General features: G+C 61.9%; 24 protein-coding genes. 15 read left to right on the top strand and 9 right to left on the bottom strand.

What is annotated here, in order from left to right:
* Positions 1–388: 388 nt before the first annotated feature.
* From NKH89_RS01970 to NKH89_RS01990, 5 genes are all read right to left on the bottom strand, one after another.
* Positions 389–682, bottom strand: coding sequence for a hypothetical protein (locus NKH89_RS01970; protein ID WP_352587084.1), 294 nt, complete (start codon positions 680–682; stop codon positions 389–391).
* An 84-nt stretch (positions 683–766) separates the two neighbouring features.
* On the bottom strand, positions 767–1,372 hold the full coding sequence (locus NKH89_RS01975; RefSeq protein WP_352482251.1) for an ATP-dependent Clp protease proteolytic subunit: 606 nt from the start codon (positions 1,370–1,372) through the stop codon (positions 767–769).
* Between the two features lie 26 nt (positions 1,373–1,398).
* Entirely contained in the window at positions 1,399–1,923 is a 525-nt protein-coding gene (locus NKH89_RS01980) for an SRPBCC family protein (RefSeq protein WP_023717800.1), read from the bottom strand.
* Positions 1,920–2,234 (bottom strand): ArsR/SmtB family transcription factor, encoded by a 315-nt coding sequence (locus tag NKH89_RS01985; protein ID WP_023717799.1) that lies wholly within the window; start codon positions 2,232–2,234, stop codon positions 1,920–1,922. Before NKH89_RS01985 ends, NKH89_RS01980 begins: the two co-directional genes overlap by 4 nt.
* An 81-nt stretch (positions 2,235–2,315) precedes the next feature.
* Complete coding sequence (locus NKH89_RS01990; RefSeq protein ID WP_352908357.1) at positions 2,316–2,705, bottom strand: cupin domain-containing protein; 390 nt, start codon at positions 2,703–2,705, stop codon at positions 2,316–2,318.
* Positions 2,706–2,913: 208 nt separating this feature from the next.
* On the opposite strand from NKH89_RS01990, the gene NKH89_RS01995 reads away from it, so the two are divergent.
* Positions 2,914–3,426, top strand: coding sequence for a single-stranded DNA-binding protein (locus NKH89_RS01995; protein ID WP_023717797.1), 513 nt, complete (start codon positions 2,914–2,916; stop codon positions 3,424–3,426).
* A gap of 122 nt (positions 3,427–3,548) precedes the next feature.
* On the top strand, positions 3,549–3,971 hold the full coding sequence (locus NKH89_RS02000) for an OsmC family protein (protein WP_352482253.1): 423 nt from the start codon (positions 3,549–3,551) through the stop codon (positions 3,969–3,971).
* Between the two features lie 8 nt (positions 3,972–3,979).
* Here NKH89_RS02000 and NKH89_RS02005 read toward each other — a convergent pair whose 3' ends face one another.
* Positions 3,980–4,609 (bottom strand): MarC family protein, encoded by a 630-nt coding sequence (locus NKH89_RS02005; RefSeq protein ID WP_023717795.1) that lies wholly within the window; start codon positions 4,607–4,609, stop codon positions 3,980–3,982.
* A gap of 74 nt (positions 4,610–4,683) precedes the next feature.
* Positions 4,684–5,214 (bottom strand): hypothetical protein, encoded by a 531-nt coding sequence (locus NKH89_RS02010; RefSeq protein ID WP_352908358.1) that lies wholly within the window; start codon positions 5,212–5,214, stop codon positions 4,684–4,686.
* An 86-nt stretch (positions 5,215–5,300) separates the two neighbouring features.
* Here NKH89_RS02010 and NKH89_RS02015 point away from each other — a divergent pair, with 86 nt between their 5' ends.
* Positions 5,301–6,125 (top strand): helix-turn-helix transcriptional regulator, encoded by an 825-nt coding sequence (locus NKH89_RS02015; protein WP_352789237.1) that lies wholly within the window; start codon positions 5,301–5,303, stop codon positions 6,123–6,125.
* A 148-nt stretch (positions 6,126–6,273) separates the two neighbouring features.
* Complete coding sequence (gyrA, locus tag NKH89_RS02020) at positions 6,274–9,084, top strand: DNA gyrase subunit A (protein ID WP_023717792.1); 2,811 nt, start codon at positions 6,274–6,276, stop codon at positions 9,082–9,084.
* 56 nt (positions 9,085–9,140) lie between these two features.
* On the opposite strand, the gene NKH89_RS02025 is transcribed toward gyrA, so the two are convergent.
* Positions 9,141–9,293 (bottom strand): hypothetical protein, encoded by a 153-nt coding sequence (locus tag NKH89_RS02025; protein ID WP_023717791.1) that lies wholly within the window; start codon positions 9,291–9,293, stop codon positions 9,141–9,143.
* Positions 9,294–9,489: 196 nt separating this feature from the next.
* Here NKH89_RS02025 and coaD point away from each other — a divergent pair, with 196 nt between their 5' ends.
* From coaD to NKH89_RS02065, 8 genes are all read left to right on the top strand, one after another.
* Positions 9,490–9,990, top strand: coding sequence for a pantetheine-phosphate adenylyltransferase (gene coaD / locus NKH89_RS02030; protein ID WP_023717790.1), 501 nt, complete (start codon positions 9,490–9,492; stop codon positions 9,988–9,990).
* A 75-nt stretch (positions 9,991–10,065) separates the two neighbouring features.
* Positions 10,066–10,656: a peptidylprolyl isomerase gene (locus NKH89_RS02035; RefSeq protein ID WP_502895845.1), complete on the top strand. Its 591-nt coding sequence runs from the start codon at positions 10,066–10,068 to the stop codon at positions 10,654–10,656.
* A gap of 27 nt (positions 10,657–10,683) precedes the next feature.
* On the top strand, positions 10,684–11,196 hold the full coding sequence (locus NKH89_RS02040; protein WP_023717788.1) for a peptidylprolyl isomerase: 513 nt from the start codon (positions 10,684–10,686) through the stop codon (positions 11,194–11,196).
* Positions 11,193–11,591, top strand: coding sequence for a hypothetical protein (locus tag NKH89_RS02045; protein ID WP_023717787.1), 399 nt, complete (start codon positions 11,193–11,195; stop codon positions 11,589–11,591). Before NKH89_RS02040 ends, NKH89_RS02045 begins: the two co-directional genes overlap by 4 nt.
* Positions 11,592–11,603: 12 nt before the next feature.
* Positions 11,604–12,689: a tRNA preQ1(34) S-adenosylmethionine ribosyltransferase-isomerase QueA gene (gene queA / locus NKH89_RS02050; protein ID WP_352587098.1), complete on the top strand. Its 1,086-nt coding sequence runs from the start codon at positions 11,604–11,606 to the stop codon at positions 12,687–12,689.
* A complete protein-coding gene (locus NKH89_RS02055; protein ID WP_023717785.1) occupies positions 12,679–12,948 on the top strand; it encodes a hypothetical protein in 270 nt (89 codons plus the stop codon). Before queA ends, NKH89_RS02055 begins: the two co-directional genes overlap by 11 nt.
* Before the next feature lie 8 nt (positions 12,949–12,956).
* The gene (tgt, locus tag NKH89_RS02060; protein WP_352482259.1) at positions 12,957–14,087 is read left to right on the top strand and encodes a tRNA guanosine(34) transglycosylase Tgt; all 1,131 of its coding nucleotides are present in this window, start codon (positions 12,957–12,959) and stop codon (positions 14,085–14,087) included.
* A 221-nt stretch (positions 14,088–14,308) separates the two neighbouring features.
* Complete coding sequence (locus NKH89_RS02065; protein ID WP_352494583.1) at positions 14,309–15,688, top strand: glycosyltransferase family protein; 1,380 nt, start codon at positions 14,309–14,311, stop codon at positions 15,686–15,688.
* Positions 15,689–15,714: 26 nt separating this feature from the next.
* Here the strand turns inward: NKH89_RS02065 and NKH89_RS02070 are convergent, their stop codons facing one another.
* Positions 15,715–16,134, bottom strand: a complete 420-nt coding sequence (locus NKH89_RS02070; RefSeq protein WP_023717782.1) for a DUF4864 domain-containing protein — start codon at positions 16,132–16,134, stop codon at positions 15,715–15,717.
* Between the two features lie 242 nt (positions 16,135–16,376).
* Here NKH89_RS02070 and NKH89_RS02075 point away from each other — a divergent pair, with 242 nt between their 5' ends.
* The 3 genes from NKH89_RS02075 (at position 16,377) to NKH89_RS02085 (ending at position 18,610) form a co-directional block, all read left to right on the top strand.
* Complete coding sequence (locus tag NKH89_RS02075; RefSeq protein WP_023674883.1) at positions 16,377–16,613, top strand: Lrp/AsnC ligand binding domain-containing protein; 237 nt, start codon at positions 16,377–16,379, stop codon at positions 16,611–16,613.
* 172 nt (positions 16,614–16,785) lie between these two features.
* On the top strand, positions 16,786–18,198 hold the full coding sequence (locus NKH89_RS02080) for a circularly permuted type 2 ATP-grasp protein (protein ID WP_023717781.1): 1,413 nt from the start codon (positions 16,786–16,788) through the stop codon (positions 18,196–18,198).
* A 52-nt stretch (positions 18,199–18,250) separates the two neighbouring features.
* Positions 18,251–18,610, top strand: coding sequence for a four helix bundle protein (locus tag NKH89_RS02085; RefSeq protein WP_352482308.1), 360 nt, complete (start codon positions 18,251–18,253; stop codon positions 18,608–18,610).
* The last annotated feature ends 16 nt before the right edge of the window (positions 18,611–18,626 follow it).

Genomic DNA, 18,626 nt, shown 5'->3' on the forward strand with positions numbered 1-18,626 from the left:
GGCCTCGCGGCCTGGGGCTAGCCAGCGAGACGCCGCGGGTTATGCGATGAGCGCTTCGACGACGACAGTCGCAACGAACAGAAGGAGAGCAGAGGCATGACTCCACCGGATAGTTCCTTGAGGCTCCACGTGTCGCTGGAGCCGCGGCAGGTATAAGTAGCCAGGTCAGGCGTTTAGCGCTACCTGCCAACGTTGACCTGCCGATCCCCACAACAATCAGAGACTGCTAGTCGGATCGTCGGCTGAATGCCGCGAAGCATCCGAAATAAAAAGCCGGCAGTACACTCCCGGCAATTTGGATTTTAGATCCAAGAAGCCCCGTCAGTTGCACAAGCAATGGCGGGGCTGTTCGTTTGAAGCGCACATTTGTGGTGCATACCAGGCGAACTTAGCGGCTGGGAGGCCTGATCCCGCCGGTGGCGACATCGATGGTGATGCTACCGGAAATCCGAACTTCGGTATCGCCGATCTTGAATGTGCCGTAGCCGCTGCTGGGAACCGCCCCGTCGGGCTCGGGCTGCAGCGCTGGCTCGGCGATGCGATAGTCGCTGGTCACACCGGGCAGGGCGCCCCTTTGCGCCGACGTCGAATTATCTTGGGCAAATGCCGTGCCCACCAGCATGTTCGTGCCCGCAATGGCGGCAATGGCAAGGTATAGGCTGGGTGAACGGCTGGCGGTCATCACCTGACTATAGTGCGGCGATAGCGCCGAAGCCAGACCGGCGGCGCTGAAAGTTGCCGGCCCTTATATCGCTTCGAAGGTGCTTCACGCGGCCTGTTTGCGAGTGTCGAAAACATGGTCGACGAGGCCCCAATCCTTGGCCTCCTGCGCGGTCATGAAAAAGTCGCGGTCGAGCGTGCGTTCCACTTCTTCGTAGGTGCGGCCGCAATGCTGGGCGTAAAGATCGGTCATGCGCCGCTTGGTGCGAAGGATGCCCTCGGCATGGCGCTGGATGTCGGAGGCCTGGCCCTGGAAACCGCCGAGAGGCTGATGCAGCACGATGCTGGCGTTGGGCAATGCGATGCGCCGCCCCGGCGTGCCCGCCATCAAGAGGAACGAGGCCATCGAGGCGGCGAAGCCCATACAAACGGTGGAGACCGGGCAGCTGATGTACTGCATCGTGTCGTAGATGGCGAAACCGCTGGTCACCACGCCGCCCGGCGAGTTGATGTAGAGCGAGACCTCCTTGTCGGGATTGTCGGATTCCAGCGACAGAAGCTGGGCGCAGACCAGCGCCGAGGTGCCGTCGTCGATCGGGCCGTTGATGAAGACGATGCGCTCGCGCAGCAGCCGCGAAAATATGTCGAAGGCGCGTTCGCCGCGGCTCGACTGCTCGATCACCATCGGCACCAGATTGGCAAGGCCGCTCATCGTTTCTCTCCGTTGACTATTGTCGTTCAGGCCGCGCGCAGGAAGAGGCGCGGGATGTTGGCGGCGATCTGCTTGTGCCTGGGATTGCGCGCTTCAAACGAAAGCCGACAGCCGGCGCCTGCCATCGCGATCTCCGGCATCGCTGCCCGAGCAAAACCATCATGGACGATGCGCAGATGCGTGCCGCCGGAAACGGTGCGATCGAGCGTAAAGGTGACGATGCTGTCCACCGGGCTGTCGTCCATTGGGCTGTCCACCGGGCTGCCGGGCGGCGCCTGCGTATCGCCGGGCGCCGGCCGTTCCCGCCAGGAATAGCGCAGCAGCCGTCCGGGATCGGCGTCGAGGATTTCGCATTCGATCGGCGCCTCCGGCGCTTTAAAGGCAAAGCGGCTACCGATCTTTGGTTCAATGTCGTTCGGCATCATCCAGGCCGCGAGCAGGTCCGGCACCGTCAGCGCCCGCCACACCTTTTCCGGCGGCTCCGGCAGCTCGCACTCGAACTCGATCTTGTCTGCCGCCATTTCCGCGCGTTCTTTGCCTCGGCTGGTCATTGGTCCATGTCCTTCAAAACCGTCTTGAGCCTTTCGATGCGCTCTGGCCAGAACGCGCGGTAGCGTTCGATCCAGCCGAGCAGTGGCGCAAGCCCCTTCGGATCGGCGCGGTAATAGGCGTTGCGACCGGCCCGGCGCTCGACCACGAGGCCGGCGCCGCGCAGCACGGCGAGGTGTTGCGATACCGCCGGCTGCGATACCGGCATGCCAGTGCGCAGTTCCGACACCGTCATCTCGCCGCCGGCGAGCCGCTCATAGACGGCGCGACGCGTCGGATCGGCCAGTGCCCGAAAAATCTCTGCTTCGATCATGTCAAAAGCATAAGTCGATACTTATCGGTTTGGCAAGCCGTGTTTTTAAGACAGGCGGTGTTTTTTAAGACGGGCGAGGTTTTACAAACTCGCTGGAAGCCAGCGTCTCACCATGTCAGGGGATCCGTTGAACGTCGCCTCGAAAACTGGTGACGCGAGCACGGCATGGATATGAAGCATTTCGGAGCCGACGTTTCGGAAGCCATGTCGCCTGCGCGCGGCAACAACAAGCGACTGTCCGGCAGTCAAGACGACATGCTCTTCGTCGATCCACATCTCGGCCTTGCCAGCGATGACGGTAAGCACTTCCTCGACCGGGTGCCAATGTGTCGGGGCGCCAACCGCTGGTTCGACCCATTGTTCGAATATGCAAAGTTGAGTTGCGCCGTTGCGGGCCGAGACATGCATTCGGGTCTTTACCCCCGCCCGCCATTCTTCTTGCGGCTGATAGTCATGCGCGACCGTCTTCATGCGTTCGCCTCGATCCCATGGTCTGTGGAAATTCGACGCCAAGACACTACTTCTTACTGACAACTATTGACAGTGCAGGGCCTGTACTATAGAACGAAAAGAGAACAAAAACGTTGTGGGAAAAGGCAGCGACGGCAGGCAGGGCTTATCCATAGCCTGTAAGGTGCAGCGACAGAAATCTGGTTTCGGATGAGCGCGGAGAAGTATCATGGCGGGTAGCGTCAACAAGGTCATTCTGGTGGGCAACCTCGGGGCGGACCCTGAAATCCGCCGCCTGAATTCGGGTGACCCGGTTGTCAACATCCGCATCGCGACGTCGGAAAGCTGGCGCGACAAGACGTCCGGAGAGCGCAAGGAAAAGACCGAGTGGCACAATGTCGTGATCTTCAACGATCAGATCGCCAAGGTGGCCGAGCAGTATCTGAAGAAGGGCATGAAAGTCTACGTCGAGGGCCAGTTGCAGACGCGCAAGTGGCAGGACCAAACCGGCAATGACCGCTATACGACCGAAATCGTGCTGCAGAAATTCCGCGGCGAGCTGCAGATGCTCGATGCACGGGGCGAGGGCGGCGGCCAGGTCGGCAACTATGCCGGTGGTGGTGCCAGCCGCGGGTCCGATTTCGGCCAGTCCGGCCCGGGCGAAAGTTTCAATCGCGGTGGCGCCAACAAGGGCACCGGCGGTGGTTCGTCGCGCGAACTGGACGACGAAATCCCGTTCTGATTTCTCGGGGCGGACTGCCCTTGCGGCGAAAAGCGCCAGCACCTTGGCCACGAAATGGCGTCCCGAAAATCTGTCTTGGATTTTCGGGACGTTGTGCGTTTGAGCGGTGAAAGGACGGATCAGTGAAAGCAAGGGTCAAATGGGTCGAGGAGCGCACTTTCGTCGGCGAGTCCGCCAGTGGGCACAAGCTGGTGCTAGGCACTGCGTTCGGGCCGGAGGGCAAGACGCCGGGGCCGAGCCCAATGGAGCTGGTGCTGATCGGCACCGGCGGCTGTTCGGCTTATGACGTGGTCCATATCCTGGAAAAGGGGCGCGAGGCGGTCGAAGATTGCGTCGTCGAACTCGATGCCGACCGTGCAGAAGCCGATCCCAAGGTGTTCACCCGCATCCACATGCATTTCGTCGTCAAGGGCCGGGCGCTGTCGCACGACAAGGTAAAGCGCGCGATCGAGCTTTCGATCGAGAAATACTGCTCGGCCTCGGCAATGATGGCCAAGACCGCCGTGATCACCCATGACTTCGAAGTGATCGAGACGGCGAAGTAGGGCGGTTCCTACGTCGCCATCAGTGCCTTGATGCCGTCGGCGACGAACTGCACGGCGAGCGCCGCCAGTATGACGCCAAGCAGCCGCGTGAGGATCGAACGGCCGGTCTGGCCGAGGATACGGTCGATGCGCTCTGACAGCACGAACACCAGGTAGGTGATGACAAGGCAGATCGCGATGATGCCGACAAGTGCTGTCTGCGCGCTAAAACCCTGAAACGAGCTTGAGAGCAGGACGGTCGCCGAAATCGCGCCGGGACCCGCAATAAGCGGGATCGCCAGCGGAAAGGCGGCGATGTTGTGGATCATGTCCCTGGTGATGGCGACATCGCCGATCTTCTCCTTGCGGTCCTGCCGGCGCTCGAACACCATTTCGAAGGCGATGAAGAACAGCAGAAAGCCGCCGGCGACGCGGAAGGCCGGCAGGGTGATGCCGAAGACTGACAGGATCGACGCGCCGGCGACTGCGAACAACGCCATCACCAGGAAGGCGATGACCGAGGCGCGCACGGAGACCTGGTTGCGCTCCTCGCGGTTCATGCCGCGGGTCACGGCGAGGAAGAGCGGCGCCAGGCCGGGCGGATCGATCGTCACCAGTATGGTGACGAAGGCGTTGAACAGGCTGTCGAAGCTCGGCATGCTGACCCTCCCCGCCGGCAATGCCGGATAACGGGATTGGTAGAGCAAAGCGGTGCCAGTGGAAACCGTGCGGATCAGGGGCTGGCGGCGCGCCGCGCCAGAAACTCGACTTCGACACGCCAGGCCGCGCCGTCGTCATACGACCGCTCGCCCAGCCAGCGGAAGGAATCTCCGGTGATCCGGGAAAAGCTCCAGCGTACCGAAGCGCCGGTGCCGTCTGCGCCCAATTGGACGATCGTGTCGCCTTCGACGCGGCCCAGCTGACGGCTGTAATACTGGTTGCGCGGGTCGCTCCAGAAGATGTGCCAGGCGTCGACGCCTGAGTCATAGACGCGCAACGTCGTGCCATAGAAGGTCCATTTGCCGAGCGACGGCGAGGGGCCGGCGTCGCGAGCGGGCAGGATCCATACGTCCTGGATCGCGCGGCCCTCGAGCACCCAGCCGAAATGCACTTCGCCGCGCCCGGTCAGCACCTGGCCGTCCTCGAGATGGCGCGTGGCGTCGAACGTCCAGGCGCCGACGAAGCGGCCATAAAGGTTCAGTTTCTCGGCAAGGGCCGGTACGGGCCCATCGCTGTGCAGGGCCTTGGCAAAGGAATTGGACATGGCTTCGCTCTCATCTTGTCAGGAGACCCGTAAGCATAGAGGCCGACCGGGGTTCTGCGCTTGGGAAAAATTGCTATGTTTCGGCGATGACGACGAGCGCGCATAGGCTGGCGTCGGGCCGAGGCTGGCAGGTGTTGGATGTCGTCTGCACCGCTAGTGCCGCCGACAGGCCATTCGAGGAGGAGCATCGGGATTTCTGCGTCGCCGCCGTGACCAGCGGCACGTTCCGCTATCGTGCGCGCCAGGGCACGGCGATGCTGGCGCCGGGCGCGCTCCTGCTCGGCAATCCCGGCACCTGCTACGAATGCGGGCATGAGCATGGCACCGGCGACCGCTGCCTCTCCTTCCATTTCGGACTGGCCTATATGGAGCGGATCGTCGCCGACGCGGGCGCAAAGCAGCTTGATTTCAGCATGCCGCGCCTGCCGCCTTTGTCGGCGCTGGTGCCGCTGCTCGCCGAAGCGGAGGCGGCGCGCGAGATGGCCGACACCGGCGCGTTCGAGGAACTCGCCCTGCGCATTGCCGGCGCAGCCGTGACAGCGGCTTGCGGCGATACGGATCGGGGACGGGCGCCAAGTCGCCGTGACCAGAAGCGTGTCGCCGAAGCGGTGCGCCGCATCGAAATCGATGCCGACCGGCCGATCTCGCTTGCCGAACTCGCCGACGAGACCGCCACCAGCCCTTACCATTTCCTGCGCACCTTCCGGCACGTTGCCGGCATGACGCCCTATCAGTTCCTGCTGAGAGCGCGGCTGCACAGGGCAGCCGTGCGGCTGCGGACGTCAGATCAGGCGATCTCGGCGATCGCCTTTGCGGCGGGATTCAACGATCTATCAACCTTCAACCGCCGTTTCCGGCGGCTGATGGGCGAGACGCCGGGAACTTATCGCGCCCGCCGGCGACGCTCGTGAAAGGGTGCCACGGCCATATCGTCGCAATTGGTGTATCCTTTTGAATTTGCCGCTAAAAACGACACTGGAAAACTGCCGCGATTATTGGAGTTTCGGGCCGGCTTCCTATATAAGCACCAAGTGATTCCTGATTAGATTGTGATCCGATTTGACCGACCAAAAGACACCGCGCGGCGCCGACGGCGGCCCCACCGGCATCGAGCCGATATCCATCATCGAGGAGATGCAGCGCTCCTATCTCGATTACGCCATGAGCGTAATCGTCAGCCGTGCGCTGCCGGACGTGCGCGACGGCCTCAAGCCGGTGCATCGCCGCATCCTCTACGCCGCCTATGAGAGCGGCTATCACTGGAACCGCAAATATGTGAAATCGGCACGCCCGGTCGCCGACGTGATGGGTAAATACCATCCGCATGGCGACGCCTCGATCTATGACGCTTTGGTGCGCATGGCGCAGGATTGGTCGCTGCGCGTTCCGCTGATCGACGGGCAGGGCAATTTCGGCTCGATCGACGGCGATCCGCCGGCGGCGATGCGCTACACGGAATCGCGGCTGACCAAGGTCGCGCATGAGTTGCTGGAAGACATCGACAAGGACACCGTCGATTTCCAGGACACTTACGATGCGTCGGGCAGCGAACCGAAAGTCCTGCCGGCGCGCTTCCCGAACCTGTTGGTCAACGGCTCCGGCGGTATCGCCGTCGGCATGGCCACCAACATCCCGCCGCACAATCTGGGCGAGGTCTGCAACGGCGCCATTGCCCTCATCGACAATCCGGCGATCGACCTGCCGGCGCTGATGGAGATCATTCCTGGACCGGATTTCCCGACCGGCGGCATCGTGCTTGGCCGCTCCGGCATCTACAGCGCCTATTCGACAGGCCGCGGTTCCATCGTCATGCGCGGCCGCGTCAACGTCGAGCCACGCGGCAACGACCGTGAATCGATTGTCATCACCGAGGTTCCCTACCAGGTGAACAAGGCGTCGATGATCGAGAAGATGGCCGAGCTGGTGCGCGATAAGCGCATCGAGGGCATTTCCGACATTCGCGACGAGAGCGACCGCCAGGGTTACCGCGTCGTTATCGAACTGAAGCGCGACGCCGTCGCCGATGTCATCCTCAACCAGCTTTACCGCTTCACCCCGCTGCAGACGTCCTTCGGCGCCAATATGGTGGCGCTGAACGGCGGCAAGCCGGAATTGCTGACGCTGACCGACATGCTGAAGGCGTTCGTCGCCTTCCGTGAGGAGGTGATCAGCCGGCGCACGAAATTCCTGCTGCGCAAGGCGCGCGACCGCGCCCATGTGCTGGTCGGCCTTGCCATTGCTGTTGCCAACATCGATGAAGTCATCAAGCTGATCCGCACGGCGCCGGACCCGCAGACGGCGCGCGAGCAGTTGATGGAGCGGCGCTGGCCTTCGGGCGACGTGGAATCGCTGATTCTGTTGATCGACGATCCGCGCCATCGCATCAACGAGGACGGAACCTACAATCTCTCCGAGGAGCAGGCCCGCGCCATCCTCGAACTGCGCCTGCAGCGCCTGACCGCGCTCGGCCGCGACGAGATCGCGGACGAGCTGAATACGATCGGCGACGAGATCAAGGATTACCTGGACATCCTGTCGTCCCGCGCCCGCATCCAGCAGATCGTCAAGGACGAACTCATCGCCGTGCGCGACGAGTTCGGCACACCGCGCCGCACCGAGCTCGCCGAGGGCGGGGCCGACATGGAAGACGAGGACCTCATCCAGCGCGAGGACATGGTCGTCACCGTCAGCCATTCCGGCTACATCAAGCGCGTGCCGCTGTCGCTCTACCGGGCGCAGCGCCGCGGCGGCAAGGGCCGCTCCGGCATGTCGACCAAGGACGAGGATTTCGTCACCCGGCTGTTCGTCGCCAACACGCACACGCCGGTGCTGTTCTTCTCCTCACGCGGTATCGTCTACAAGGAAAAGGTCTGGCGCCTCCCGATCGGCAACCCGCAATCGCGCGGTAAGGCGCTGATCAACATGCTGCCGCTCGAACAGGGCGAGCGCATCACCACCATCATGCCGCTGCCGGAGGATGAGACGAGCTGGGGCGAGCTCGACGTGATGTTCGCCACCACGCGCGGCACGGTGCGTCGCAACAAGCTTTCGGACTTCGTCCAGGTCAACCGCAACGGCAAGATCGCCATGAAGCTGGACGAGGAAGGCGACGAGATCCTCGGCGTCGAAACCTGCACCGACAATGACGACGTGCTTTTGACGGCAAGTTCCGGCCAGTGCATTCGCTTTTCGGTCAGCGACGTACGCGTCTTCCAGAGCCGCAATTCGGTCGGTGTACGCGGCATAGCCATGGCCGATGGCGACCGGGTGATCTCGATGGCGGTGATCGAGCATGTCGATGCGCCGCCGGCCGAGCGGGCCGCCTACCTCAAGCGGGTGGTGGCTGAACGCCGGCTTGTCGTCGACATTGCCGCCGGTGAGGAGGAAGAAATCCAGCTTACCAATGAGGAGGTCGGCGAAGAGGCGGAGCTTTCCGACGAGCGCTACGAATTCCTCAAGGCACATGAGCAGTTCGTGCTGACGGTTACGGAATATGGCTACGGCAAGCGTTCGTCGTCCTACGATTTCCGTCTGACCGGCCGTGGCGGCAAGGGTATCCGCGCCACCGACGTGTCGAAAACGGCCGAAATCGGCCGCCTGGTGGCGACTTTCCCGGTCGGCAATGACGATCAGATCATGCTGGTTTCGGATGGCGGCACCGTCATCCGCGTCCCGGTCAACGGCATTCGTTTTGCCAGCCGCGCCACCAAGGGCGTTACGATCTTTAATACCGCAGAGGGCGAGAAGGTCGTTTCGGTGGAGCGGATTTCAGAGCCGCAAGCCGACGAAGAGATCGAAGAGAGTGTCGATGCTGAAGGTGGCGCTGCTACCGATGCCGAAGGTGGGGAGCCTGACACTACCGTCGAGTGAGTTTGCCGCGACGGCGCCAGCCCTATGGGCCGGCGTTCTCAAGAAACCCCAGCAATCTAGAAGTGGCGATAAGGCTTGCGGATGCCGAAGCCTTCGAACCGTTTGGTATTGGCCTTGGCGCGGACTCGCTGTGCTTCCTGATGCAACCCGAATACGGTAGCGATCAGCATGGCGACGGTCATTGCGGTGGCGAGCATGTAGATCAGCATGTGCGTGTTCTCCTGCGCCTAACAACGGTTAGATGGGTGTTTGGTTTCATCTTTCGAAGCTGCAACTTAGTGAACACTGCGTGAAGCCGTTGTGAGCGGCACATTCATCTGTCGTTCACGTCGGCCAAAAGGTTCATGGGGCGGGCCTGCCGATCGGATTTGCCTTTAGGGGAGAGGCTCGCTAGAAGCACCTGCCATGACCGAACGCATCGCCCTTTATGCCGGCTCTTTCGACCCGCTGACCAACGGCCATCTCGACGTGCTGAAGGCGTCGCTGGCCGTGGCGGACACCATCTATGCGGCGATCGGCATCCATCCCGGCAAGAAGCCATTGTTTTCCTTCGAGGAACGGGTCGATCTGATCGAAACGGCAACGAAGGCGGAATTCGGCAGCGACGGTGCGCGCATCAAAGTGGTCGCCTTCGACGGTCTGGTCATCGACGCGGCCAGGAAGCATGGCGCCTCGATCATGATCCGCGGCCTGCGCGACGGCACCGATCTCGACTACGAGATGCAGATGGCCGGCATGAACGAGACCATGGCGCCGGAGCTGCAGACGGTCTTCCTGCCCGCCAGCCCCTCGGTGCGCACCATTACCGCCACACTTGTGCGCCAGATAGCTTCGATGGGAGGCGACATCCGCCACTTCGTGCCGGCGGCCGTGGCCGGCGCGCTCACCGCCAAATTCGCGAAATAAATGCATGTCGCCCAAAAGTGGAGCCCGGTTTTGGGTAACGACATGCATGAACGAAGATATTCGGAGAAAGATCCCATGCAGCTGAAAAAGCTTGCCTTCTTGCTTGTCATGCTTGCCGGTCTTGTGACCGCATCGGTGTCGGCGTTTGCCGCCGATCCCGAAAACACCATGATCGTAACGCTGAAGGACGGCGACGTGACCATCGCGCTGAGGCCCGACCTTGCGCCGAAGCACGTCGCGCAGATCAAAAAGCTGGTGCGCCAGGGCGCCTACGACAACGTCGCCTTCCACCGCGTCATCGACGGCTTCATGGCGCAGACCGGCGACGTCAAGTTCGGCAATATGAAGAGCGGCTTCAATGCCGACGCCGTCGGCACCGGCGGTTCCGATCTTCCCGACCTGCCGGCCGAATTCTCCAGCACCGAGCACTACCAGCGCGGCGTGGTCGGCATGGCCCGCTCCGACGATCCGAATTCCGCCAATTCGCAATTCTTCATCATGTTCGCGCCGGCACCGCCGCTCGACGGCCAGTACACCATCGTCGGCAATGTCGTCAGCGGCATGGAGCTGGTGGACCACATCAAGAAAGGCGAAGCGGCGCAGAACGGGACGGTGACCGACCCCGATCGCATGATCAAGGTGCGTATCGCCGCTGACGGCAAGTAAACCCAAGTTTCAAAAGGATATTCTGACATGGCCGAGATCAAGGACCGCGAGAACGCGCTTATCATGGACACGACCAAGGGCAAGGTCGTCATTGAATTGTTCCCAGACCTGGCGCCCGGCCATGTCGGCCGCATCAAGGAGCTGGCGCGCGAAGGCGCCTATGACGGCGTAGTCTTCCACCGCGTCATCGACGGCTTCATGGCGCAGACCGGCGACGTGAAATTCGGCAATTCCAATAAGCCGTCTTTCGCGCCGACCCGCGCCGGTACGGGCGGTTCCGACAAGCCCGACTTGAAGGCCGAGTTCTCCAACGCCAACCACGGCCGCGGCACCTGCTCGATGGCGCGCTCGCAGAACCCGAACTCGGCCAATTCGCAGTTCTTCATCTGCTTCGACGATGCCGCCTTCCTCAACCGCCAGTACACGGTGTGGGGCCAGGTCATCGAAGGCATGGACAATGTCGACAAGATCAAGCGCGGCGAACCGGTGCAGGATCCCGACAAGATCGTGTCGCTCAAGGTCGCGGCCGACGTGAAATGACCAGCCGGGCTGTCGCGGCCATCGCATTTGTGCTCGTCGCGGCGGCCACTCCGGCGGTGGCGACGGAATCGATCGTTTGCAGCGCCGACGGCGGCGCGGCATCGATCGACGTGTTGATGGGACACACAGCCGTCATTGCAGTGGCGCGCGTGTGGCTGGATGCCGGCGGCAAGACATGGACCACGGACGGCCAGCCGGGTTCAACGAAAGTCATCGTCGGACAGGCATTCGAGGACGACGAGCGTATGCTGATCGATCTCACTGATGAGGGCCTCAGCTCGATCGTCGCCAGATTGCGGCTGGTCAAGGCCAGCGAGCAGTCCAGTTTCGCGATGGGCGGCACATTGAGCATAGACGGTGTCGGCGCCTGGGCGGTGACCTGCCCGGAACCTTGAGGCGGGGATTTCTTGCGCGTCGACCTTTTTGACTTCGATCTGCCGGAGGAGCGCATCGCGCTTCGCCCAGCCGAGCCGCGCGACAGTGCCAGAATGCTGGTGGTCAGCCCGGGCGCGGGGCTCGAGGACATGACCGTGCGCGACCTGCCGTCCCTGCTCAAGGCTGGTGATGTGCTGGTTTTCAACGACACCAAGGTCATTCCTGCGCAGCTGAAAGGCATCAGGCGGCGCGGCGAGGCAGCGGCGCAGGTTGAAGCCACGCTGCACATGCGGACGGCGCCCGACCGGTGGCTCGCCTTCATGCGGCCGGGCAAGCGCGTCGCCGCCGGCGATCGCATCCATTTTGGTCATGATGCCAATTCCTGCTTTCTCGGCCAGCTCGACGCGACCGTGATCGAGAAGGGTGAAGGTGGCGAGGTGCTGCTCGGCTTCGACCTGTCGGGTCCGTTCCTCGATGAGGCTCTGCACGCCGTCGGCCACATCCCGCTGCCGCCCTACATCGCCTCCAAGCGTGACGACGACGAGCGCGACCGCAGCGATTACCAGACCATCTATGCCAGGGAGGAGGGCGCCGTGGCCGCGCCGACGGCAGGGCTGCATTTCACGCCGGAGCTGTTTGCGACGCTCGACGCCAAGGGCATAGAGCGCCGTTTCGTCACGCTGCATGTCGGCGCCGGCACGTTTTTGCCGGTGAAGGCGGACGACACCGCCGACCACAAGATGCACGCCGAAACCGGTTCGGTCAGCCCGGAAACCGCCGAGGCGCTGAATGCGGCGAGAGCAAAAGGAGGGCGCATTATCGCTGTCGGCACGACATCGCTGCGTTTGTTGGAGAGCGCGGCTGGCAAGGACGGCAGGCTGGCCGCATGGTCAGGCCCGACCGACATCTTCATCACGCCCGGCTATCGCTTCAAGACCGCCGACATGCTGATGACCAATTTCCATCTGCCGCGTTCGACGCTGTTCATGCTGGTTTCGGCCTTCTGCGGTTTGCAGACGATGCACGCGGCCTATGCGCATGCCATTGAGAACCGCTACAGGTTCTATTCCTATGGAGACGCAAGTCTTCTGTTCAGGGAGGATAACGATGGACGATGACCTGGAAACTTTCGGCCGCGAAGCCTTGCTCGCCGAGGTCAGGAAACTGCGCGCCGGCATCCGCCAACACCGCGACGCCACCGGCCATGATCTGTGCTGGCATCACCCCGACCTCTGGTCGCTTTTACCCGAAAAGACCGAGCCGGCGATTGCCGTGCCGCCCTGGCCGAAATTCATGCGCGGCTGCATCCGCTACCGGCAGTCGCTCGACCGACAGGCTCCGGACGCGCCGGTGTTCGACAAGGAGTTCGATGGCTAGGGAATTCAATGACTAACGCATTCGCCTTCAAGGTGCTGGCGACCGAAGGCAGAGCCCGGCGCGGCTCAATCACCATGCCGCGCGGGGAAATCCGCACGCCCGCTTTCATGCCGGTCGGCACCGGCGGCACGGTGAAAGCCATGTATATGGATCAGGTGCGCGGTGTCGGCTCGGACATCATCCTTGGCAATACCTACCACCTGATGCTGAGACCCGGCGCCGAGCGCGTGGCTCGGCTCGGCGGCCTGCATGAATTCGCCCGCTGGCCCTATCCGATCCTCACCGACAGCGGCGGCTTCCAGGTGATGTCGCTGTCGAAGCTGAGGAAACTGACCGAGAACGGCGTGACCTTTCGTTCGCATATCGACGGCGGCGCCTACGAGATGTCGCCGGAGCGTTCCATCGAGATCCAGGGGCTGCTCGATTCAGACATCCAGATGCAACTCGACGAGTGCACGGCGCTGCCGGCCAAGGAAAAAGAGATCGAGCGTGCCATGGAGTTGTCGTTGCGCTGGGCCGAGCGCTGCAAGACGGCGTTCGGCGAGCAGCCCGGCAAGGCGATGTTCGGCATTGTGCAAGGCGGCGATATACCGGACCTGCGGCTGCGCTCGGCGCAGGCGCTGAAGGCGATGGAGCTGAAGGGCTACGCGGTCGGCGGGTTGGCCGTCGGCGAGCCGCAAGCGGTGATGCTGGAGATGCTCGACATCACTTGCCCGGAGTTGCCGGCTGATCGGCCGCGGTACCTGATGGGTGTCGGTACGCCGGACGACATCTTGAAGTCGGTGGCGCGCGGCATCGACATGTTCGACTGCGTGATGCCGACGCGGGCAGGGCGGCATGGCCTTGCCTATACACGGCGCGGCAAGGTCAATCTGCGCAACGCCCGCCATGCCGACGATCCGCGCCCGCTCGATGAGGAAAGCGACTGCCCGGCCGCACGCGACTATTCGCGCGCCTATCTGCACCACCTGGTGCGCTCGCAAGAGGCGCTCGGGGCGATGCTCCTGACCTGGAACAATCTGTCCTACTACCAGCAGCTGATGCGCGACGTTCGCGAAGCGATCGGGGCTGGCAGGTTCGCCGGACAAGCTGAGATCATCACGCAGCAATGGGCAAACGGTGACCTCCCCGTCCGGTAGGCGTGCTCGCCAGGAATCCGGCTCCAGGAAGGAGTCGCACCTGCCATGAACTGTTTTGAAACGTCTGCCTAATAAGCATTGCCGGACGACATCGGGCGAGGATCAAGAACCTGTTCGTTTCGGGGCAAGTTTCAGTTCCTGGCACGACGGTGCGGACGAATGGCAGCGCCGAGCCTTCGCCTTCGCCCTCCGTGGCGGTCCAGCAATGGACGGCGGGGTCGTTGCTTGCCGTTCTGGTCATCGCCGTGACCGGCTTGGTTTTGCGCTTGCTTGGCGCGCGCGGCGACCTTTGGCTGGACGAGATCTGGAGCTTTGCGCTGATTGAGCCGCTGACCTCGATCGACCAGATATTCTGGCGCGTCAATCACGACAACAATCATTTCCTCAACTCGGTCTATCTCTATCTCATCGGCCCCGACGCTTCGCCTTTGATCCAGCGAGGCCTGTCGATAGCACTAGGTGTTGCCACGACAGTTGCGGCGGCAGCGACCGCCGCACCGCACGGACGACGGGCGATGATTGCCACAAGCCTGTTGTTTGCCGTGAGCTATCCGATGGTGCACTACGGCTCGGAGGCGCGTGGCTATGCCGGCCTTGTGCTCTTCACGCTGCTTTCGGTGGTTTTTCTGGAGCGCCGGCTCGACAACAAACGGTTGTCTGGCACGGCCTTGGCAGCGGCGATCCTTTTCGGGTTCCTATGCCATCTCACCATGATCGGAATGGTGGCAGTCCTCGCAATCTGGACCGCGTGGCTCGCCTGGCAGCGTACGGCGAGGGTCAGCCGTGTCGTTGCGGATCTGGCGTCGATCTTCCTGCCGGCCTTGCTTGCCGTGCTGCCGCTGGCTGCCTGCGTGTTTATCGGCGGCAGGCTGTTCGGCTTCAGTGTCGGTGGTGTTTCGCCGTTCTCGATTGCCGCCTTCGCGCAGGGCTATGGCGGAATGATCCGCTCTCTGTTCGGGCTGCCCCCCTGGTTCGGCGACTGGCCGTATATCGTTGCCGCCTGCGGTCTTGTTGGCCTCTCCGCTGGTGTCTGGTGCGATCGCCGGGCCAGCCTCTATGTCATCGGGATTATCGGACTGCCTTTGCTCATGGCGGCGACACATCTGCCCAATCTCGAGTTTCCGCGCTATTTCATCATCAGCGGAACATTGCTGCTGCTCTGGGCCGGCGAGATGATCGGTCGCGGCTTGGCTGCTCGCGGGACTGCCAGGCTATTTGCGGTGGGAGCACTGGCGATCGTGGTGAGTGGAAGCATTTCGTCGCTGCTCCAATTCTATCAGTACGGACGCGGCTCGTACGCTGCTATGGTCGATGAAATGACCAGGAACGGCGCTGCCGCCTATGCGAGCAACAGTGATTTCCGCACCGCCATGGTCGTCGATTATTTTGCGGCGCGGACGGATCGTCGGGCTTGGCTGGTTCCGGAAAACAGGATGTGCGCCGACCGGCCGGCTTGGCTGATCCTCGAGGGGGATGTGGACAAGCAAGCCGAACATGTTGAACCGACGGCCGCATGCGCTTTGGCGTATGAACGGGCCGACGCGTCGAGACACTGGGGGTTTTCAGGCCTGAGCTGGACGCTCTACCGGCGACAGGATTGAGACAACTTTGCCCTCCTCAAGCACCCTCAGGTGCTGAGCGACGTGGACGCGCGCAGGCTGCAGCCGGTGATCCGAAAGCTGCCGTCAGGCTGTAGTTCGAGCGTGTAGACCGCCTCATAGTCCTTGCCATCCGGGCCGACGATCAGCACCTGCTGGATGATCGAGGTCGGGCTCGTCTCGCGAACCTTGCCGAAGGAGTAGGTCTGCGGTTGGCGCACCGGCGGGTAGCCGTTGGTCACCATGTTCATGAAGGTATCGACAGTTGGAAAGATGCGTTTCACATTTGGTGCGGCAAAGCTGTAGGCCGTCGCTCCGTCGTTGGCGATGAAGGCCTTCAATTGACCATCGATGACCGTTTGCGCCGCCTTGACTTCGGCGTCGCCAGCAAAGGCCTGGGATGCGAAAATGAATGGAACGACTGCGAATGCGAAAAACGCGCGGCGCATGGCCTGTCTCCGTTGTCCCTGAGAAATCGCTGTCCGAGGTACATGATACTATACGCTTTGCAGTGCTCGAGGGTTTCAGCCGAGCGCAAACATTCGGCGCCGCGAGCTGTGTCCAGACCGAGAAAGCATTGTCGAGGCTAGAACAGCCTGAGCGATGGCCGATGCTTGAAAGCCGGGCGGCAGTCTGCCACAAGGGCCGCTCGATTTTACCTAGAGCGTGCGATGTTGGGCAGGACCAGGCAATGAAAGCATTTTTCGTGCAGATAAAGTGCGATCTGGGCAAGGCCTATGACGTTGCCAGCGCCCTGGCCGATGCCGAGATCGCTTCCGAAATCTACTCGACAGCCGGAAACTACGACCTGCTCGCCAAATTCTATGTCGACGACGAGGAAGACATCGGCCACTTCGTCAACGAGAAAGTGCAGATTCTTCCCGGCATCAAAGACACGTTCACGGTCGTCACCTTTCGCGCGTTTTGATCCGCATCCGGCATCTGCCCGGACACGAAGCAAAGCCTGACTACGGCCCTATCGGCACTGCCTTAATTTTAGGCAAGAGCGATATACTGATCGCCGGCGCCCACCAAATCACCGATTGCGCTTGATTTTCTCCAGCGAGGCCAGTGAAATGGCGCCACAGGGGAGTATACGATTGGCAGCGTTCGATGAAATGCTTCCGGAAGTTTCCGGGCTGAGAAAACCGTATTCGGCTTACGATCGCTGGCTGAAGGAACAGGACCCGGCCAGGCTTAACGAGAAGATGCAGGACGCCGAACGCGTCTTTCGCAAGACCGGCATCACATTCGCCGTTTACGGCGAGCAGGAAGCATCGGAGCGGCTGATACCCTTCGACATCGTTCCGCGCATCATTTCCGGCAACGAATGGCGACGGCTGACGCAAGGCATCGAGCAGCGCGTCCAGGCGCTGAACGCCTTTCTCGACGACATCTACCATCGTCAGGAAATCTTGCGTGCCGGCCGTGTGCCGAAGGAGTTGATCGCCAAGAACGAGGCGTTCCTGCCCGAAATGATCGGGGTGCGGCCGCCGGCCGGCGTCTATACCCATATCATCGGCGTCGACATCGTACGCATCAGCGAGAACGAGTTCTACGTGCTGGAGGACAATGCGCGCACGCCGTCCGGCGTCTCCTACATGCTGGAGAACCGCGAGACGATGATGCAGCTCTTTCCCGAGTTGTTCCAGCAGATCAAGGTGCGGCCGGTGGAGAATTATCCGCAGCTCTTGCGCCAGTCGCTGGCCGCAGTGCGGCCGCAAAGCACCAAGGGCGCGCCGACCATTGCCGTGCTGACGCCGGGCAGCTTCAACTCGGCCTATTTCGAACATGCTTTCCTTGCCGACCAGATGGGGGTGCAACTCGTCGAAGGGCAGGATCTGCGCGTCGTCGATGGCCATGTCGCGATGCGCACGACCGAGGGCTACAAGCAGATCGACGTGCTCTACCGGCGCGTCGACGACTCGTTCCTCGATCCGCTGACCTTCCGCCCGGACTCAGCCCTTGGCGTGCCGGGCATTATGGACGTCTACCGCGCCGGCAATATCACGATCGCCAATGCGCCCGGAACCGGCATTGCCGACGACAAGGCGATCTATTCCTACATGCCCGAAATCGTCGAATTCTACACCGGCCGCAAGGCGATGCTCGGCAACATCCCGACCTGGCGCTGCTCGGAACCGGACAGCCTGAAATATGTGCTGGAGCACATCGACGAACTGGTGATCAAGGAGGTCCACGGGTCCGGCGGTTACGGCATGCTGGTAGGACCTGCGGCGACTAAGAAGGAATGCGAGGATTTTTCCAAAAAGCTCGCGGCAAAACCGTCGAACTACATTGCCCAGCCGACGCTGGCGCTGTCGACCTGTCCGATCCTGACGGACAAGGGGCTGGCGCCGCGCCATGTCGATCTGCGCCCCTATGTGCTGGTGTCCGACCGTATCCAGATCGTGCCCGGTGGACTGACGCGAGTAGCGCTCAAGGAAGGCTCGCTGGTCGTCAATTCCTCGCAAGGCGGCGGCACGAAGGATACTTGGGTGTTGGATGATTAGAGCGAATAGCGAATAGTGAGTAGCGAATAGGGAAGAGGGCACCAACACGACTATTAACTCTTACAGGGACTTGATTGTTTGGAAGGCGGCCGTTGAATTGGCTGTAGATTGCTATTCGGCAACGAAAGCCTTTCCGAGCAGCGAAGTTTACGGGATGACGTCTCAGATACGGCGATCATCTGTATCGATTGCGGCAAATGTCGCCGAAGGGCACGGGCGAGAAAACACGGGATCGTTCGTTCAATATCTTCGCATAGCGCAAGGTTCTCTCAAAGAGTTGGAAACGCACCTAATCTTGTCTGGAAGGGTAGCGCTGATGGTTGAGCAGGACGTATTGCGTTTGCTTGGCCAGGCCGATGAGATCGGGAGAATGCTGCGTTCGATGATCAGGAGTCTGCAACAGAAATCATGAAGCCGATTTTCCCCTA

The organism is Mesorhizobium sp. M0923, from assembly GCF_040319365.1.
GTDB lineage: Bacteria > Pseudomonadota > Alphaproteobacteria > Rhizobiales > Rhizobiaceae > Mesorhizobium.

Bases quoted from the DNA above. Each gene is read 5' to 3' on its own strand.
- NKH89_RS01970 (WP_352587084.1), bottom strand. From the start codon at position 682: ATGACCGCCAGCCGTTCACCCAGCCTATACCTTGCCATTGCCGCCATT.
- NKH89_RS01975 (WP_352482251.1), bottom strand. From the start codon at position 1,372: ATGAGCGGCCTTGCCAATCTGGTGCCGATGGTGATCGAGCAGTCGAGC.
- NKH89_RS01980 (WP_023717800.1), bottom strand. From the start codon at position 1,923: ATGACCAGCCGAGGCAAAGAACGCGCGGAAATGGCGGCAGACAAGATC.
- NKH89_RS01985 (WP_023717799.1), bottom strand. From the start codon at position 2,234: ATGATCGAAGCAGAGATTTTTCGGGCACTGGCCGATCCGACGCGTCGC.
- NKH89_RS01990 (WP_352908357.1), bottom strand. From the start codon at position 2,705: ATGAAGACGGTCGCGCATGACTATCAGCCGCAAGAAGAATGGCGGGCG.
- NKH89_RS01995 (WP_023717797.1), top strand. From the start codon at position 2,914: ATGGCGGGTAGCGTCAACAAGGTCATTCTGGTGGGCAACCTCGGGGCG.
- NKH89_RS02005 (WP_023717795.1), bottom strand. From the start codon at position 4,609: ATGCCGAGCTTCGACAGCCTGTTCAACGCCTTCGTCACCATACTGGTG.
- NKH89_RS02010 (WP_352908358.1), bottom strand. From the start codon at position 5,214: ATGTCCAATTCCTTTGCCAAGGCCCTGCACAGCGATGGGCCCGTACCG.
- NKH89_RS02015 (WP_352789237.1), top strand. From the start codon at position 5,301: ATGACGACGAGCGCGCATAGGCTGGCGTCGGGCCGAGGCTGGCAGGTG.
- NKH89_RS02025 (WP_023717791.1), bottom strand. From the start codon at position 9,293: ATGCTGATCTACATGCTCGCCACCGCAATGACCGTCGCCATGCTGATC.
- coaD (WP_023717790.1), top strand. From the start codon at position 9,490: ATGACCGAACGCATCGCCCTTTATGCCGGCTCTTTCGACCCGCTGACC.
- NKH89_RS02035 (WP_502895845.1), top strand. From the start codon at position 10,066: ATGCAGCTGAAAAAGCTTGCCTTCTTGCTTGTCATGCTTGCCGGTCTT.
- NKH89_RS02040 (WP_023717788.1), top strand. From the start codon at position 10,684: ATGGCCGAGATCAAGGACCGCGAGAACGCGCTTATCATGGACACGACC.
- NKH89_RS02045 (WP_023717787.1), top strand. From the start codon at position 11,193: ATGACCAGCCGGGCTGTCGCGGCCATCGCATTTGTGCTCGTCGCGGCG.
- NKH89_RS02055 (WP_023717785.1), top strand. From the start codon at position 12,679: ATGGACGATGACCTGGAAACTTTCGGCCGCGAAGCCTTGCTCGCCGAG.
- tgt (WP_352482259.1), top strand. From the start codon at position 12,957: ATGACTAACGCATTCGCCTTCAAGGTGCTGGCGACCGAAGGCAGAGCC.
- NKH89_RS02070 (WP_023717782.1), bottom strand. From the start codon at position 16,134: ATGCGCCGCGCGTTTTTCGCATTCGCAGTCGTTCCATTCATTTTCGCA.
- NKH89_RS02075 (WP_023674883.1), top strand. From the start codon at position 16,377: ATGAAAGCATTTTTCGTGCAGATAAAGTGCGATCTGGGCAAGGCCTAT.